17 protein-coding genes are annotated in these 16,741 nt (G+C 71.1%); 16 read left to right on the top strand and 1 reads right to left on the bottom strand.

The features are described from left to right. Position 1 precedes the first annotated feature (1 nt). From AB0L71_RS23895 to AB0L71_RS23855, 9 genes are all read left to right on the top strand, one after another. Positions 2-805: an oxidoreductase gene (locus AB0L71_RS23895; RefSeq protein ID WP_365246538.1), complete on the top strand. Its 804-nt coding sequence runs from the start codon at positions 2-4 to the stop codon at positions 803-805. Continuing rightward, positions 802-2,172, top strand: a complete 1,371-nt coding sequence (locus AB0L71_RS23890; protein WP_365246535.1) for a nickel-dependent hydrogenase large subunit — start codon at positions 802-804, stop codon at positions 2,170-2,172. The genes AB0L71_RS23895 and AB0L71_RS23890 overlap by 4 nt, the downstream gene beginning before the upstream one ends. Before the next feature lie 142 nt (positions 2,173-2,314). Beyond that, entirely contained in the window at positions 2,315-3,007 is a 693-nt protein-coding gene (locus AB0L71_RS23885) for a FadR/GntR family transcriptional regulator (protein ID WP_365246532.1), read from the top strand. A 570-nt stretch (positions 3,008-3,577) separates the two neighbouring features. Beyond that, positions 3,578-4,429: a fumarylacetoacetate hydrolase family protein gene (locus AB0L71_RS23880; RefSeq protein ID WP_365246734.1), complete on the top strand. Its 852-nt coding sequence runs from the start codon at positions 3,578-3,580 to the stop codon at positions 4,427-4,429. Between the two features lie 11 nt (positions 4,430-4,440). Beyond that, positions 4,441-5,793: an L-fuconate dehydratase gene (locus AB0L71_RS23875; RefSeq protein WP_365246529.1), complete on the top strand. Its 1,353-nt coding sequence runs from the start codon at positions 4,441-4,443 to the stop codon at positions 5,791-5,793. After that, on the top strand, positions 5,790-6,551 hold the full coding sequence (locus AB0L71_RS23870) for an SDR family oxidoreductase (protein WP_365246526.1): 762 nt from the start codon (positions 5,790-5,792) through the stop codon (positions 6,549-6,551). The genes AB0L71_RS23875 and AB0L71_RS23870 overlap by 4 nt, the downstream gene beginning before the upstream one ends. Before the next feature lie 2 nt (positions 6,552-6,553). Then, positions 6,554-7,546 (top strand): aldo/keto reductase, encoded by a 993-nt coding sequence (locus AB0L71_RS23865; RefSeq protein ID WP_365246732.1) that lies wholly within the window; start codon positions 6,554-6,556, stop codon positions 7,544-7,546. Positions 7,547-7,622: 76 nt separating this feature from the next. Beyond that, on the top strand, positions 7,623-7,934 hold the full coding sequence (locus tag AB0L71_RS23860; RefSeq protein ID WP_365246523.1) for an L-rhamnose mutarotase: 312 nt from the start codon (positions 7,623-7,625) through the stop codon (positions 7,932-7,934). Then, positions 7,931-8,797: an amidohydrolase family protein gene (locus AB0L71_RS23855; RefSeq protein ID WP_365246520.1), complete on the top strand. Its 867-nt coding sequence runs from the start codon at positions 7,931-7,933 to the stop codon at positions 8,795-8,797. The genes AB0L71_RS23860 and AB0L71_RS23855 overlap by 4 nt, the downstream gene beginning before the upstream one ends. Before the next feature lie 261 nt (positions 8,798-9,058). On the opposite strand, the gene AB0L71_RS23850 is transcribed toward AB0L71_RS23855, so the two are convergent. Next, the gene (locus AB0L71_RS23850) at positions 9,059-10,018 is read right to left on the bottom strand and encodes an IclR family transcriptional regulator (RefSeq protein ID WP_365246517.1); all 960 of its coding nucleotides are present in this window, start codon (positions 10,016-10,018) and stop codon (positions 9,059-9,061) included. A 314-nt stretch (positions 10,019-10,332) separates the two neighbouring features. Between AB0L71_RS23850 and AB0L71_RS23845 the strand changes: the two genes are divergently transcribed. From AB0L71_RS23845 to AB0L71_RS23815, 7 genes are all read left to right on the top strand, one after another. Next, positions 10,333-11,304, top strand: coding sequence for an LLM class flavin-dependent oxidoreductase (locus AB0L71_RS23845; RefSeq protein ID WP_365246514.1), 972 nt, complete (start codon positions 10,333-10,335; stop codon positions 11,302-11,304). Between the two features lie 267 nt (positions 11,305-11,571). After that, on the top strand, positions 11,572-12,717 hold the full coding sequence (locus tag AB0L71_RS23840; protein ID WP_365246511.1) for a Rieske 2Fe-2S domain-containing protein: 1,146 nt from the start codon (positions 11,572-11,574) through the stop codon (positions 12,715-12,717). 39 nt (positions 12,718-12,756) lie between these two features. Continuing rightward, a complete protein-coding gene (locus AB0L71_RS23835) occupies positions 12,757-13,935 on the top strand; it encodes an acyl-CoA dehydrogenase family protein (protein ID WP_365246508.1) in 1,179 nt (392 codons plus the stop codon). Positions 13,936-13,970: 35 nt separating this feature from the next. Further along, complete coding sequence (locus AB0L71_RS23830; RefSeq protein WP_365246505.1) at positions 13,971-14,876, top strand: VOC family protein; 906 nt, start codon at positions 13,971-13,973, stop codon at positions 14,874-14,876. Positions 14,877-15,195: 319 nt separating this feature from the next. Beyond that, a complete protein-coding gene (locus AB0L71_RS23825; protein ID WP_365246502.1) occupies positions 15,196-15,450 on the top strand; it encodes a hypothetical protein in 255 nt (84 codons plus the stop codon). Between the two features lie 11 nt (positions 15,451-15,461). Next, positions 15,462-16,064: a nuclear transport factor 2 family protein gene (locus AB0L71_RS23820; protein ID WP_365246499.1), complete on the top strand. Its 603-nt coding sequence runs from the start codon at positions 15,462-15,464 to the stop codon at positions 16,062-16,064. Beyond that, entirely contained in the window at positions 16,061-16,597 is a 537-nt protein-coding gene (locus AB0L71_RS23815; protein WP_365246496.1) for a nuclear transport factor 2 family protein, read from the top strand. The genes AB0L71_RS23820 and AB0L71_RS23815 overlap by 4 nt, the downstream gene beginning before the upstream one ends. Positions 16,598-16,741 lie beyond the last annotated feature (144 nt).

Raw genomic sequence — 16,741 nt, 5'->3', positions numbered from 1 at the left:
CGTGACCACCACGGCCGGCAGGAGTACGTCCCCACGGCGGCCGGAGCTGGCCGTGTGGAAGTTCGCCTCCTGCGACGGCTGCCAACTCACCCTGCTCGACTGCGAGGACGAGCTCCTGGGCATCGCCGACCGAGTCCGGATCACCCACTTCCTGGAGGCCTCCAGCAACCCCGGACCGGGCCCCTACGACCTGTCCCTGGTCGAGGGATCGGTCACCACCGCAGAGGACGCCGAACGGATCCGGCACATCCGCGCCGCCTCCCGCCGCCTCGTCACGATCGGGGCCTGCGCCACCGCCGGCGGCGTCCAGGCGCTGCGCAACTACGCCGATGTTGCCGAGTTCCAGGCTGTGGTCTACGCCCGGCCGGACTACATCGACGTCCTCGCCACATCCACTCCCATCAGCGCACACGTCCCCGTCGACTTCGAACTGCGCGGCTGCCCCATCGACCGCGGCCAGCTCATCGAGGTCATCACCGCCTACCTCTCCGGCCGGACCCCCGATGTGCCCGCACACAGCGTGTGCTTCGAGTGCAAGCGTCGCGGAACGGTCTGTGTCACCGTCGCCCACGGCACCCCCTGCCTGGGGCCGGTCACCCACGCCGGCTGCGGCGCCCTGTGCCCCGTCTACGACCGAGGCTGCTACGGCTGCTTCGGCCCCTCGAACTCCGTGAACTTCCCCTCGTTCATCCCGCTGCTGCGCCGTGACGGCATGGACACCCTCGACGTGGTCAGGGTGCTGCGCACGTTCAACACCGCCGCGCCCGAGTTCGACGCGGCATCCCGAAAGGAGGCGCAGCGGTGACGGACCAGGGCACCAGGGTGCTGCGGGTGAACTCCCTCGCCCGAGTGGAAGGCGAAGGCGCACTGCACCTTCGGCTCGACGGCGGCCAGGTCGTCGATGCCCATCTGAAGATCTACGAACCGCCACGGTTCTTCGAGGCGTTCCTGCGCGGTCGCTCCTACACCGAACCGCCCGACATCACCGCCCGCGTCTGCGGAATCTGCCCGGTGGCCTACCAGATGAGCGCATGCCGGGCCATCGAGGACGCGTGCGGCATCACCGTGGACGGACAACTGGACGCCCTGCGCCGACTGCTCTACTGCGGCGAGTGGATCGAAAGCCAGACCCTCCACATCTATCTCCTGCACGCACCCGACTTCCTCGGGCAGGACAGTGTCATCGACCTGGCCCGCACCCACCCCGCCGACGTCGAACGTGGGCTGGCGCTGAAACAGACCGGCAATGCGGTCGTCGAACTGCTCGGCGGCCGCCCCATCCACCCCGTCAACGTCTGTCTCGGCGGCTTCCACCGCGTGCCCACCAGAGAAGAACTGCGCCCCCTGGCCGAACGGCTGCGGCGCGCCCGCGACGCCGCGGAGGCCACCGTGCGCTGGGTGGCGGGCTTCGACTTCCCCGACGGCGGAAGCGACCACGAGTTCCTCGCACTGGCCGAGCCCGGCAGCTACGCCATCGGCTCGGGCACCCCCACCGTCATGCCGGCACCGAGCACCACCGGCCTGCCCCCGGACAGCGACCGGGCCCTGCCCACGCGCACCTTCCCGCTCCACGCGTTTGCCGAGCACATCACCGAGACCCAGGTACCGCACTCCACCGCGCTGCACTCCCGTCTCGACGGACGCCGCCATCTGACCGGGACGCTGGCCCGCTACGCGATCAGCGGCCGCTGGCTTCCGCCCGACGTCCTGAGCAGCGCACGTGAGGCCGGGCTCGGTGACCCGAACGAGGGAGCGGTGTGCCGCAATCCGTTCCGCAGCATCATCGTCCGAGCCATCGAGGTGCTGTACGCCGTTCACGAGGCGCAACGCCTCATCGATGCCTACGAACGCCCGCCTCACCCCCGGCTCGACGTTCCCGCGCGAGCGGCCACCGGCCACGGCGCCACCGAGGCTCCCCGAGGACTCCTCTACCACCGCTACACCCTTGACGCCGACGGTTCGGTCACCGATGCCGTACTGGTCCCGCCGACCGCCCAGAACCTGGCGGCGATCGAACACGACCTGCGGCGCGCGGTGCAGTGCCGCCTGGACTCGGACAGCCGCACCACCGATGCCGAGTTGACCGCACTGTGCGAACGCGTGATCCGCAGTCACGACCCGTGTATTTCCTGCTCCACCCACTTCCTCGACCTCACTGTCGAGCGAGGCTGAAGCCCGGGCCGGTTCACTCCCCGGGGGACGGCGTGCGCCTCCGGACGCCGGAGCCGGCCATGTAGGGGGTGGGGGCGACACATGATCCGGACCGTACATTCATCCGATGTAAAGTGGCGCCTTCGTACGAGGAGGTCACACCGTGCCGGTTACCGACGAGGCCATCGAGAAGATCAAGGCGATGATCGTCGATGGCGAGCTGCGACCGGGAGAGCGGCTTCCCAAGGAGGCCGACCTGGCCGAGCGGCTCGGCCTGTCGCGCAACTCGCTGCGAGAGGCGGTCAAGGCGCTCTCGCTGATCCGGGTCCTCGACGTGCGTCAGGGTGACGGCACCTACGTGACCAGCCTGGAACCCGAGCTCTTGTTGGACGCACTCGGTTTCGTCGTCGACTTCCACCAGGACGACACGGTGCTGTACTTCCTGGAGGTCCGCCGGCTGCTGGAGCCCGCCGCGGCGGCGATGGCCGCAAGCGCGATGCCGGAAGAGGGGATCGCCGCTCTGGCGGAGATCCTCGACCGTCTCCCGAAGGAGCCTTCGCTGGACGAACTCATCGCCAACGACCTGGAGTTCCATCGGCTGATCGCCTCCGGCACCGGGAACCCGGTGCTGTGCTCGCTGATCGACGGGATCGCAGGCCCGACGACCCGGGCGCGGGTCTGGCGCGGGCTGACCGAGGAGGGCGCCGTCCAGCGCACCCGCGACCAGCACCGGGCGATCTGCGACGCCATCGCCGGACGGGATCCGGAGCTGGCCCGGTCCTGGATGACCGTGCATGTCGCCGGCGTGGAACGGTGGCTGCGCGGCACCCTCGGCCCCGAAGCGGCGGCGCTCTGACGGTGCGGCGGCGGCGCCGGGACCGGGGCGGACTGCCCGGCCTCCCGCCCGCGGCCGACCTCCACGCCCCTGGAGCGGGCTCGGACCGGGTCGCGCTCTCCCCGCCGTAGCCTCAACGGCACGGGGAACCCACTCCGTTGTCGGAACGCCCGAAGACACGCAGTATGCGGGCGCCCTTCCGCCTTGCGATGCAGCGTTCGTGACGCCGTGCACCGATCCATCAGGGAATACGGGACAGCCCTTGGAGAACCGGCGGTCCGCCGGGGCAGGCGATCGGCCGGGCCGTGCACGGGGGGCCCGGCGCCTGGCGCTCGGGAAACGTACACGGCGAGAGGGGACCTCCGATGAATCTCCGAGTGGCGTACGGGCTCCAACGGCGGGGTTCCCGGTCCTTGAACTCCCTCCCCGCCTGTTGATTGAAGTTCCCTGAAGGGAGGGTGGCGGGGAAAGGTCGGAGGACTTGTTGCGCAGGTGTGGCTGCTCCTCGTAGGGTCGGGCTCCGAAAGTCCTCCGATGTATGGGGCGCCGGGGGCATCGGCGTCCGCCGTGACGACGAAAGAGAAGAAGAACATGAAGCTGTTGCGCGTCGGAGAGCCGGGAGCGGAGATGCCGGCGGTCCTCGACGAGGAAGGCGCCGCGTACACGCTCACCGGCCTCACCACGGACATCGACGGCACTTTCCTCGCCTCCGGCGGCGTCGACCGGGTCAGGCAGGCGCTGGCCGAGGGATCGTTGCCGCGTCTGGACCTGGCAGGACGCCGCATCGGCGCTCCCGTCGCGCGTCCGGGCAAGGTGGTGTGCGTCGGCCTCAACTACCGTGACCACGCCGAGGAGACCGGCGCGGCAGTCCCCGAGCGGCCGGTGGTCTTCATGAAGGACCCGTCGACCGTCGTGGGTCCCTACGACGGGGTGCGTATTCCGCGCGGCTCGGTGAAGACCGACTGGGAGGTCGAACTCGCCGTCGTCATCGGCGTGGAGGCCCGCTACCTGGAGAGCCCCGCCGAGGCCGCGGCCCACATCGCGGGCTACGCCGTCAGCAACGACGTCTCCGAGCGGGAGTTCCAGCTCGAGTACTCCGCCCAGTGGGACCTCGGCAAGTCCTGCGAGACCTTCAACCCCCTGGGTCCCTGGCTGGTGACCCCGGACGAGGTGGGTGACCCGCAGGCGCTCGGCCTGCACCTGTCCGTGGGCGGCGAGGTCCGCCAGGACGGCAACACCAAGAACATGATCTTCGACGTCGCGTATCTCGTCCGGTACCTGAGTCAGTACATGGTGCTGAACCCCGGTGACGTCATCAACACCGGCACCCCGGCCGGCGTGGCCCTCGGCCTGCCCGGCACCCCGTACCTGCGCGCCGGTGACACGGTCGAGCTGTCCATCGACGGTCTCGGTACCCAGCGCCAGACGTTCACCCACGCGTGAAAGGCGCCGAGTTGTCCGCAACCGCCGCGCGGATCACCGCCGTCGACACCTACGACGTCCGCTTCCCGACCTCCCGGGAACTGGACGGGTCCGACGCGATGAATCCCGACCCCGACTACTCCGCCGCATACGTCGTGCTGAGCACCTCGGCGGGCGACCACGAGGGCCACGGCTTCACCTTCACCATCGGCCGTGGCAACGATGTCCAGGTCGCCGCCATCGCCGCGCTGCGCGAGCACGTCGTCGGACGCCCGGTCGCCGAGCTGTGCGCCGACCCCGGTTCGCTGTACCGCGACCTCATCGGCGACAGCCAGCTGCGCTGGCTCGGGCCGGAGAAGGGCGTGATGCACATGGCGATCGGCGCCGTGGTCAACGCGGTCTGGGACCTGGCGGCCAAGCGCGCGGGCAAGCCGCTGTGGCAGCTCCTGGCCGACGCCGACCCCGCCTGGCTGGTCTCCCAGGTGGACTTCCGCTACCTCACCGACGCCCTGACCCCCGACGAAGCCCTGGAACTGCTGCGCAAGGGCAGGCAGGGCGCCGGCGAACGGGCCGTCGCACTGCTGCGCCGCGGCTACCCCGCCTACACCACCTCACCCGGCTGGCTCGGCTACTCCGACGAGAAACTCACCCGCCTCGCCGAGCAGGCCGTCGCCGAGGGCTTCACCCAGATCAAGCTGAAGGTCGGCGCCGACCTCCAGGACGACATCCGCCGCTGCCGCGCCGCCCGTCGGGCCGTCGGGCCGGGCATCCGCATGGCCATCGACGCCAATCAGCGCTGGAACGTCGACGAGGCCGTCGAATGGACCAAGGCACTCGCGGAGTTCGACCCGTACTGGATCGAGGAGCCCACCAGCCCCGACGACATCCTCGGACACGCCGCCATCCGGCGCGGCGTCCACCCCGTCAAGGTCGCCACCGGCGAACACGTGCACAACCGCATCATCTTCAAGCAGCTCCTGCAGGCCGGCGCCATCGACGTCCTCCAGCTGGACTCCGCGCGGGTGGCCGGCGTCAACGAGAACCTCGCGATCCTGCTGCTCGCCGCCAAGTTCGGCACTCCGGTCTGCCCGCACGCCGGCGGCGTCGGACTGTGCGAACTCGTCCAGCACCTGTCGATGTTCGACTACGTGGCGCTCACCGGCACCACCGAGGACCGGGTCATCGAGTACGTCGACCACCTCCACCAGCACTTCCTGGACCCGGCGGTGATCACGGACGGACACTACCGGGCCCCCACGGCGCCCGGCTTCTCCGCCGCCATGCACCAGGCCACCCTCGACACCTACAGCTACCCCGACGGCACGTTCTGGACGGCCGACCTGGCCGCCGGTGCCACCGGCACGGAAAGGGAGGACCACACATGACGACCGGCCTCGAAGGGCTCGCGGCCCTGGTCACCGGTGGCGCCTCCGGGATCGGCCTGGCCACCGCCCGACTGCTGAGCGAGCAGGGCGCGAACGTCGCCGTCATCGACCTCGATCCCCGTGGCGCGCCCGCCCCGCTGCGCGGCTTCACCGCCGACGTCACCGACGACCACTCCCTGCGCGCCGCCGTACAGGCGGCGGCCGAGGCGCTCGGCGGGCTCGACATCCTGGTCAACAACGCCGGTATCGGCGCCGCCGGAACGGTCGAGGACAACCCGGACGAGCAGTGGCACCGCGTGCTCGACGTCAACGTCCTCGGCGTCGTCCGCACCACCCGCGCCGCCCTGCCGTATCTGCGCGCCTCGCGGGCCGCCTCGGTGGTCAACACCTGCTCCATCGCCGCCACCGCAGGCCTGCCGCAGCGCGCCCTGTACTCCGCGAGCAAGGGAGCCGTGCTCGCGCTCACCCTGGCCATGGCCGCCGACCACATCCGCGAGGGCATCCGCGTCAACTGCGTCAACCCGGGCACGGTCGACACCCCGTGGGTCGGCCGGCTGCTGGACGCCGCCGCGGACCCGGCCGCCGAACGCGCAGCGCTGGGCGCCCGGCAGCCCACCGGTCGGCTCGTCACCGCCGAGGAAGTGGCCGCCGCCATCGCCTACCTGGCCTCCCCGGCCGCGGGCAGCACCACCGGCACCGCCCTCGCGGTCGACGGCGGCATGGCGGGGCTCCGTCTGCGACCGGAGCCCCAGCCGTGACCCTGCGTCGGAACCGGCTCGGCCGCACTGCCGTGCGGGTCACCGAACTCTCCTTCGGTGCGGCTGGTATCGGCAACCTGTTCACCCCGGTCACCGACGAGCAGGCCGGACAAGCCGTGGCCGCCGCCTGGGACGCGGGCGTGCGGTACTTCGACACCGCCCCGCACTATGGCCTCGGCCTGTCCGAGCGGCGCCTCGGCGCCGCTCTGCGAGGCCGCCCGAGGGACGAGTACACCGTGTCGACCAAGGTGGGCCGACTGCTCCAACCCGCGGCAGCCGGCGGCGCCGACGATCTGGCGAGCGGCTTCGCCGTACCCGCGACCCACCGCCGCGTCTGGGACTTCAGCGCCTCCGGCGTGCGCCGCTCACTCGAAGACAGCCTGGAACGCCTCGGACTCGACCGGATCGACATCGCCTACCTGCACGACCCGGACGACCACGCCGAGCAGGCCCTGACAGAGGCCTACCCGGAGCTGGAACGGCTGCGCGGCGAAGGAGTGCTCGGCGCCATCGGCGTCGGCATGAACCAGGCAGAGCTGCCGGCTCGCTTCCTCCGCGAGACCGACATCGACGCCGTGCTGCTGGCCGGCCGCTACACCCTGCTCGACCAGCACGGTCTCGCCGACCTGCTGCCGCTCGCGGCCGCGCGGGGCGTGGGGGTCGTCATCGGTGGCGTCTTCAACTCCGGCCTGCTCGCCGCCCCGCGGCCCGGCGCCACCTTCGACTATGCCGCCGCGCCCGACGACCTGGTGGCCCGCGCCCTCGACCTGCAGGCCGTCTGTGAGCGGTACGGCGTGCCGCTGCGCGCCGCCGCCCTGCGCCTGCCGTTCGGACACGCGGCCGTCTCCAGCGTGCTGGTCGGCATCCGCAGCGCCACCGAGGCCGAGGACGCCGCAGCCATGCTCCACCACCCCGTCCCGGACGCGCTCTGGGCGGAGCTCAAGGAACGTGACCTGCTCCCACCGGACGTCCCGACCCCCACGCGGGAACGCTGATGCGCGTCGCCCTGTCCACCACCCGCTTCAGCCACCCTTGTCGGCCCCGCCCCCTCGGACCCCTTCAGGAGAAGCCGTGAGGACCGCCCTGCACACTCGCGTGCGCGCGGACCGGATCGCGCCGTACGAGGCGGCCCACCGCGAGGTGTCCGCCGAACTCACCGGCGCCATCCGGGCCGCGGGCGTGACCTCGTGGACCATCTGGCGCAGCGGCCGCGAACTGTTCCACCTGCTGGAGCGCGAGGACTACGCCCGCCTGCTCGCCGAACGGGAACACCTCCCCGCCGACATCGCCTGGCAGGCGCGGACGGCGGAACTCCTCGACGTCGCCCACGACTACTCCGAGGCGGGCGCCGAGGCGGGACTGCCGATGGTGTGGGAGCTGTGACCGGCCGACGGATCATCGACGCGCACCACCACGTCTGGGACCTCACGGCCCGGCCGCAGCCCTGGATCACCGGCGAGGCCCTCGCCCCGCTCGCCCGGTCCTTCTCGGCCGCGGACCTCGCCGCAGAGGCGCGGGTGGCGGAAATGGCCGGCACGGTCGTCGTGCAGACCGTCTGCGTACCCGAGGAGACACCCGAGCTACTGGCCCTCGCCGCCCGCAGCGACCTGATCAACGGGGTCGTCGGCTGGACCGACCTCACCGCCCCGGATGTCGCCGACACGATCACCGCGCTGCGTGAACTGCCGGGCGGGGACCGGCTGGTCGGCATCCGCCACCAGGTCCAGGAGGAGCCGGACCCGCGCTGGCTGCTGCGCCCGGACGTGCTGCGCGGGCTGACCGCCGTGGCCGGAGCCGGGCTCGTCTACGACCTCGTCGTCACCCCACGTCAACTGGCCGCCGCGGCCGACGCGGCGACCCGGCTCCCCGGCCTGACCTTCGTCCTCGACCACCTCGGCAAACCCCCGATCGCCGGGGGAGAACTCTCCTCCTGGGCCGCCGACCTGCGCCGCCTCGCCGCCCTGCCCAACACGGTGGGCAAGCTCTCCGGCCTGGTCACCGAGGCCGCCCCCGGGGCCTGGCGGACCGAGGACCTCAGGCCCGCGGCCGACATCGCCCTGGACGCCTTCGGCCCCCAGCGGCTGCTGTTCGGATCCGACTGGCCGGTGTGCACCCTGGAAGCGGACTACGGGACGGTCGTCGGGATCGCCGACAGCCTCACGGAGACGCTGGACCCCGTGGAGAAGGACGCGGTGTTCCGCGGCAATGCGCTGCGCGTCTATGGGCTCCGTGCCACATCCGGATGACATGGCAGGGGACGCCGACGTGCCGCGTGGCCACTCCCCGGTGGCGCCGGGCCGGCTTTTCGGCCCGAGCATGGGTGGCTTCACCCCGCCCGACGTCAGGTCGCCATCCGCCGCTGGAGAGGCTGTCACGCCCCGTTGCCGGCAGCGCCCGAGGCCTTGAGGAACCGCCGGGCGGCCGACCGGCGATGAGCGGCGGTGCCGCGCGCCGCCGGAGCCGGCAACATCCCCGGCCTCCCGCCGCAGTACCGGGCGGCCGGGCGGTCACACCTTCTTGCGCCGATCGCAGACCGCGCGCTGCCCGCAGCATCCACCGCCGTACGGCCCCTCCAGCCATGCGCGCGCCGCGTCCCGCCGCAGGGCGGTACCCGGCCAGGCATCCACGCGGCCCGCGCCGGACGCGGAGGGCTCACCGCCACCGGCTTCGGCCCCGTCCGCGTAGAGCGCCTCCGCCACCTGGTGCGCGGCCGTGGCGACCAGCGGCGCCAGACGTTCGAGATGCATCTGCGCCAGCTCGCCGCAGACCGATATGGCGCCGACCGGACCGTCTGCGCCGCGGATGACACAGGCCACGGATCCCACCCCCGGCATGCCTCCGCCGCGGTCGAAGACGAGCCCGCGCATACGCCGGATGACGTTGAGCTCGCAGTGGATGGAGGTGAAGCCCTCGTCCGCGTTGTCGACGTGCTCGGGGCAGTCGCGCAGCAGTTCCTGGACGTCCTCCGGGGGGAGATACGCCAGCATGGCCTTGCCGAGCCCGTTGTTCGTCACCCACCAGCGGGTGCCCACGTCGGACGGCAGGGACGCGGCGAAGGTCCCGCCGATCTTGTCCAGGAAGAGCACCTCGGGGCCGTCGAGCACCCCGAGGTGCACGACCAGCTTCGTGTGCACCTGGAGGCCGTGCAGAACCGGCGCCGCCGCCTTGCGCAGCTCGTCCCAGCTGTGCGCGCCTCCGGCGGACTGCAGTGCGCGGCGCCCGAGGGAGTACCCGTGCTGGCCACGTGTGATCCAGCCGAGCTGGATGAGCTGGTTCAGTATCCTGTGCGCGGTGGAACGGGGCAGTGACGTGCGGGCCTCCACCTCCTCCAGGGTGAGGCTGGTTCTGCTCCGGCCGAACGCATCGAGGATGCGTGTCATCCGGCTGACCATGGACGAGGACAGGTCGTATCTCTGATCGGTCTCGGTGAGGGCAGGCGAGGGCATGGCGGACTTCACTGTCGGCACGGGCCGCTCCTCTTCTTCACAGAAGGGCCTTGGACGCGGGTGCTGATTTTGTCAATCAAGCGTTTGTTTGGGTCGGACTGTAATCGCCGCTCCGTTGCAGGTCCATACCCCTGACGAGGCATGTTGCGATGGATCGGCCGCGGGTCCGGTCTCCCGCTGACCGGGATCCGCCGCCGAGAACCGTCAGCCGGCCTCCGTACGCTCCCCAGATCTGTCGCCGTCGCCCCACCGGCTCCGACGCGTCGCGCCCACGACGGCGCATCCACGGCACGCAGGCGCGGCGAGTTCTCAACCGGAGCCCCAGGAGTGGAACCATGAAGACCGGACTCTTCTTCGACCTGCGCAACCCTCCCCGCTGGCAACGGCCCTGGGCCGATCACTACCGCGGCACCCTGGACCTGATCGCCGAGGCAGAGGAGCGGGGCGCGGACGCGGTGTGGCTGACCGAGCACCACTTCACCGAGGACGGGTACCTCCCGCAGCCCCTCACCTTCGCCGCCGCCGTGGCGGCCCGCACCTCCCGGGTCCGGATCGGCACCGGAATCCTGCTGGCGGCGCTGCGGCACCCCCGGCACACCGCAGAGGAAGCCGCGGTCGTCGACCTCGTCTCCGGCGGCAGGCTGGAGCTCGGGATAGGCGCCGGGTTCTCCCGGCGGGAGTACGACGCCTTCGGGGCGGATCTGCGACGCCGGTACTCCCTGACGGACGGTGCGGCCGCCGAGATCCGCCGGCTGCTGGCCGAGGAGGTGACACCGCCTCCCGTGCAGAGTCCGGTGCCGCTCTGGATGGGGTACCAGGGGCCGCAGGGGGCCCGTCGTGCCGGTCTGCTGGGTACCGGGCTGCTGTCCTTGGACCCGCGTCTGCTGGAGCCCTACACCGAGGCTCTCGCGGAGGGCGGGCACCTTCCGTCGGTCGCCCGCATGGGCGGCCTGATGGACATCATCGTGGCCGACGACCCCGAGAGGGCGTTCCAGCGCATCCTCCCGCACTACGCCTATCAGGTGAACTCCTACCGGCGGATGGGCGCGGTCGGACCGGACGCGCCCCGCGACCTCACCCTCGACGAGGTGGCGGCCGGGGCCGCCCCGAAGGGCGGGGCTCCCGGGCTGACCGTGCTCACCCCGCAGGACGCCGTCCAGGCTGTCCGGAAACGTACGGCCGGGCTCCCGGTCGAACACGTCTACTTCTGGGCCAGTGTCGCCGCCATGCCCGACGACCTGACGCAGCGTCATGTCGATCTGTTGTTGAGTGAGGTGGCGCCTGCGCTGCGTTCCGGGAGCGCGTGAGCGGCACGGCCCCGGCGGATTCCGCGCCCGCCGGGGCGGCGCCCCGGCGCCATCCTCGCGGCGCCGGGGCGTGGGTGCCGGCCGGTGCGGCGAGGGCAGCGCGGCCGAGGCCGGCCGCCTCCCCGTCGACCGCGAGGCAGGGCCGTACGCGGCCCGCTCCCGCCGCTCCCGATCAGCGGGAGCGGTAGTTAGGAACTCGGCCACACGCTGTTCAGGATGACGCACCGACACGGTGCAGTGGCGCACCGGGCAGTCTGGGAGGCAGACATGGGTGACGCGGTCGCCGAGGACGAGATCCGGATCATCGAAGCGGGGAGCAACCCCACCAGGTTCGCGCGTGGTTGGCACTGCGTGGGGTTGGCGGAGACCTTCCGGGACGGCAAGCCCCACGAGATCAAGATATTCGGCGAGACAGCCGTCGTGTTCGCGCGGCAGGACGGCACCCTCCACATGATCGACGCGTTCTGTCGGCACATGGGTGGCAACCTGGCCAAGGGCACGATCAAGGGCGACACCGTCGCCTGTCCGTTCCACGACTGGCGCTGGAACGGCGAGGGTCGCTGCACGGGCGTTCCGTACGCCCGGCGGGTGCCGCTGCGCGGGCGGACCAAGGCCTGGATCACGAGGGAATCCAACGGGCTGTTCTTCGTGTGGAACGACCCCCAGGGCAACCCGCCCCCGCTCGAGGTGACGATCCCCGAGATCGAGGACTACGACAACGGCCGGTGGACCCAGTGGGCCTGGAAGTCGTACCTGGTCGAGGGCGCGCACTGCCGGGAGATCGTCGACAACCTCGTCGACATGGCCCACTTCTTCTACGTGCACTTCCAGATCCCGCGCTTCTTCAAGAACGTCTTCCAGGGGCACATCGCGAGCCAGTACATGACGTCCACCGGGCGCGACGACATCAAGACGGGCGTCCAGATGGACCTCCCCGAAGCCGTCACCCGCTCCGAGGCGAGCTACTACGGCCCCTCGTTCATGCTGGACACCATCTGGACCGATTCCAACGGCGACACGGTCGAGGCCAAGCTCGTCAACTGCCACTACCCGATCAGCCCCGACTCGTTCCTGCTGCAGTACGGGATCGTCGTCGAGAAGAAGCCGGGCTGGACGGACGAGCAGGCCCAGGAGATGGGCACGATGTTCGTCGACGGTCTCGAGGAGCAGTTCCTCCAGGACGTCGAGGTCTGGAAGCACAAGTCGCGGATCGAGAACCCCCTGCTCACCGAGGAGGACGGTCCGGTCTACCAACTGCGCCGCTGGTACGAGCAGTTCTACGTCGACGTCGAGGACGTCACGCCCGAGATGGTGCAGCGCTTCGAGTTCGAGGTCGACTGCGACAGGGCGATCGGTATCTGGGAGGCGGAGTCCCGGGAGAACGCCGACCGGCAGGGCCGGACCCAGGCCTGATGCGCACTTCCCCTTCCACCCCGAATCACGAGGATCCTCATGAGCACCGTACGTGAACACATGATCGCCAACGCCGACAAGCTGCGGGAGCAGGACGAAGAGGCCGAGCGGCTCGGACGGCTGTCCGACGAGACCGTGGCCCTGATGCGCTCCGCGGGCGCCGTGCGCATGCTCCAGCCGAAGGAGTTCGGCGGAGCCCAGACCCATATCGCCGAGTTCGCCGAGGCGGTCATGGAGACCGCCCGCTTCTCGGGGGCCGCCGGATGGGTCCATGGAATCGTCGGTGTCCATCCCTGGCAGCTCGCCTACGCCGACCGGCGCGTGCAGGAGGAGGTGTGGGGCGAGGACCCCGACACCTGGCTCGCCTCGCCGTACCAGCCTCTGGGCAGGCTGCGGCCGGTGGACGGCGGTTACCGCTTCTCCGGGCGCTGGCAGTTCTCCTCGGGCACCGACCACTGTCAGTGGATCTTCCTCGGCGGACTGCTCGCCGACGAGACGGGGGAGCCCCTCAACCCGCCCCGGCAGGTCCATGTCATCCTGCCGCGCTCGGACTACGAGATCATCGACGACTCCTGGAACGTCGTCGGTCTCAAGGGCACGGGCAGCAAGGACATCGTCGTACGCGACGCCTTCGTGCCCGACTACCGGGTGATGGACGGCGACAAGGTCATCGACGGCAGCGCCGTCAGGGAGTTCGGCCGGGAGGAGACGCTCTACCGCATCCCGTGGTCGTGCGCCTTCCCCGCGGGCATCACCTCCGCGATCATCGGTATCGCCGAGGGCGCCCTGGAGACGGCCCTCGGATACCAGCGCGACCGGATCAACGCCCAGGGAACCAGGGTCCGTGAGGACCCGTACACCCTGTCGGTGCTGGGGGAGGCGATCGCCGACATCCGGGCCGCCCGCAACGAGATCCTCGGCAACCTCAACCGGGTCTGGGACATCGTGGACTCGGGCCGCGAAGTCCCCTTCGAGGTACGGGCAGAGGGCCGGCTGTCCCAGGTGCGGGCCGCCTGGCGGGCCGTCCGTGCCGTCGACGAGATCTTCGCGCGGTCCGGCGGCAACGCCCTGCGCATGGACAAGCCGCTGCAGCGCTACTGGCGCGACGCCCACGCGGGGCTGAACCACGCGATCCACATCCCCGGCCCCACGTACCACGCGAACGCGCTGACCCGTATGGGAGTCGAACCCCAGGGCGCCCTGCGGGCCCTGATCTGACCGCAGTCGACACACAGCACAGCAGAAGGAGAACCATGACAGAGATCCGAGCTCTGGGGTACGTGACCGTCCAGACCACCGACATGGACCGGTGGCGTGAACTGGCCTTCGACGTCCTGAGCTTCGCCGAGGGCACCGGCCCCGACCCCGACGCCCTCTACCTGCGGATGGACGAGCGGGCGGCGCGCATGGTCGTCCACCCCGGTGACGTCGACGCGGTGCGGAGCGTGGGCTGGGAGGTGCGCGACCGCTTCGCGCTGGCCCGGGTCACGGACACCCTGGAGAAGGCCGGGTACGAGGTCGAGCGGCTGTCCGTGGAGGAAGCGGACGAACGCCGGGTGGAGGAGGCCATCGCCTTCGTGGACCCGTCCGGTGTGCGGACCGAGATCTTCCACGGTCCCGTCCTCGACCACTCGCCGGTCGTCACCCGTCACGGGAACCGCTTCGTCACCGGTGCCGAGGGACTGGGACACGTGGTCCTGCCGACCGCCGACATGGAGGCGTCCGAGAAGCTCTACCTCGACACGCTCGGCTTCCGTCCGCGCGGAGCCATGCGCCTCACGCCGCCCGGCGTCCCGGCGCAGCGGATTCGCTTCATCGGCGTGAACCGGCGTCACCACAGCCTGGCGCTGTGCCCGGCCCCGAAGGTGAACATGCCCGCGCTGGTGCACGTGATGGTCGAGGTCCAGGACCTGGACGACGTGGGCCGCGCGCTCGACCGCTGTGTGGGCCGCGAGTTCTCGATCTCCTCGACGCTGGGTCGGCACACCAACGACAAGATGGTCTCCTTCTACCTGCGCGCGCCCGGCGGCTGGGACATCGAGTACGGCTGTCAGGGCCTGCTCGTCGACGAGTCGTACTACACGGCGGAGGAGATCACCGCGGACAGCTACTGGGGTCACGACTGGTCCGGCTCCGAACCGCTCGCGACCTTCGGCTAGGTCCTTTCGTTTCGATCAGGCAGGCCCCGGGAGCGGTGCCGGGGGAGCGGCTTGCGCGGCCCCGGCACGATCCGGACGAGAAGCCCCGCGGTGGTCCCCACCGTTCGCGCACCGCGGTCCGCGCCGCCGTGCCGTTCGTCGGTCGCGAACGGCACGGCGGCCGTGTGTCCCGTTCCCCCACCGCTCCGGCGGGTACCTGCCGAACCCGCCCGGCGCTCCGTCCCCGGGGCGCTTCCCCGTCCGTAGACAGGGGCCCGGTCCCTGCGCGTACCCGTGACAGGGCACGAGGGGAACCGGGCCCGGAGAGCGAGCGTTTCCCATGCAACCGGTCAAGTGCAGCGCGTGCGACACCCGCGTGCTCGTGGCGAAGTACAGCGAGATCCACACCAGCGTCCAGTGGCTCTCCGAGGCGGAGGACAGCTGCCCGCGGTTCGCCGCCTCCGCCGAAGAGGGCAGGCCCAGCGCCTTCGTACCGTCGTGCCCGCCGCTGCGGGAGACCATCGACGCGGCGGTGCGCGACGGGCTGATACCCGAATCCAGGTTCAGCGAGCCCGCGCCCCTGCCCGCACCCTGAAGGAGGGTCCCATGAGCGATCTCGAAGCCCGTGTCGGGCGGCTGGAGTCGATCGAGGAGATCCGGCAACTGGTCTCCCGCTACGCCCTCGCCCTGGACAGCCGGGACGTCCCCACCCTGGTGTCCCTCTTCGTCGAGGACGTCAGGACCCATGACGGGCGGGTCGGCCGCGAGGCCCTGGCCGAGTGGTTCGATCCGGTGCTGCGGCCCTACGGCATCACCTTCCACCTCGTCGGCAACCACATCATCGACTTCACGGACGAGGACCACGCCACCGGCATCGTCTACTGCCGGCCGGAGCACGAGGTCGGGGACCTGTGGGTGGTGATGCCGATGCAGTACTGGGACCGCTACGAACGCCGCGACGGACGTTGGTACTTCGCCTCGCGGAGCACCCACGTGTTCTACGCGGCGGACGTCCGGGAGAATCCGCTGGAGGTTCCGGGGCGGTTCCATTTCCCGGGGAACCCCTTCATCCACCGGGCGGACCTGCCCGAACGCTGGGAGACCTGGCAGCGCTTCTGGGGTGCGGACATCGGCTCCGGGACGGACATCGGCACGGATATTGGCACCGGGACGGACACCGCCTCCGGCTCCGGGGACAAGGCCACATGAGCGGCGACGCGGTCGAGGACCGGGTCGCGCGCCTGGAGGCCCTTGCGGAGATCCGGTCCCTGCCGGCCAGGTACGCCTACCACTACGCCGGCCTCGACATGGACGCCCTGGCCGGCCTCTATGCCGATCCGGTGACGCTACGGAGCGGCGAGGCAAGCGGCAGGGAGGCCCTGCGCGCGTCGTTCGAGCAGTCCAGTGCTCCGCCCGACGGGGTGCGGATGGCGGTCCTGCACACCGGGAACCACATCGTCCGCCTCACCGACGACGGCCGGGCGGTGGGGAGCGCCTACTGCCGGGCCGAGGTCCAGCGCGGCGACGGGTCCTTCTTCCACCAGGCCATTCACTACGGTGACCACTACTGCCACCAGGACGGAGCCTGGAGGTTCGAGCGGCAACGCGACCACGAACTGTTCTACGGCGCACCCCCCGCGACCCCGCCGAACGACCTCCCGCCCGCGAACTGGCCCGAACGCGACACCGGCCGCGGCACGTTTCCCCCGGGGGTGGCGGACGGGCGCGGCCCGGTGGGGTGAGGGTGCGGCCCCGGGGTGCCGCCCCACAGAGAAGCGACGGAGGCGGGACCGGCCGTGGAGGCCGGCGTCGGGACCATGAACCCCGAGGAGGGGGAGCTCAGGCCCCAGCTCCTCGACCGGTTCGGGCTGACCGTCGAGGTCGCC

This window comes from Streptomyces sp. NPDC052052 (assembly GCF_040680455.1).
In the GTDB taxonomy this organism is placed as follows: domain Bacteria; phylum Actinomycetota; class Actinomycetes; order Streptomycetales; family Streptomycetaceae; genus Streptomyces.
This window is presented reverse-complemented; position numbering and strand designations above follow the sequence as displayed.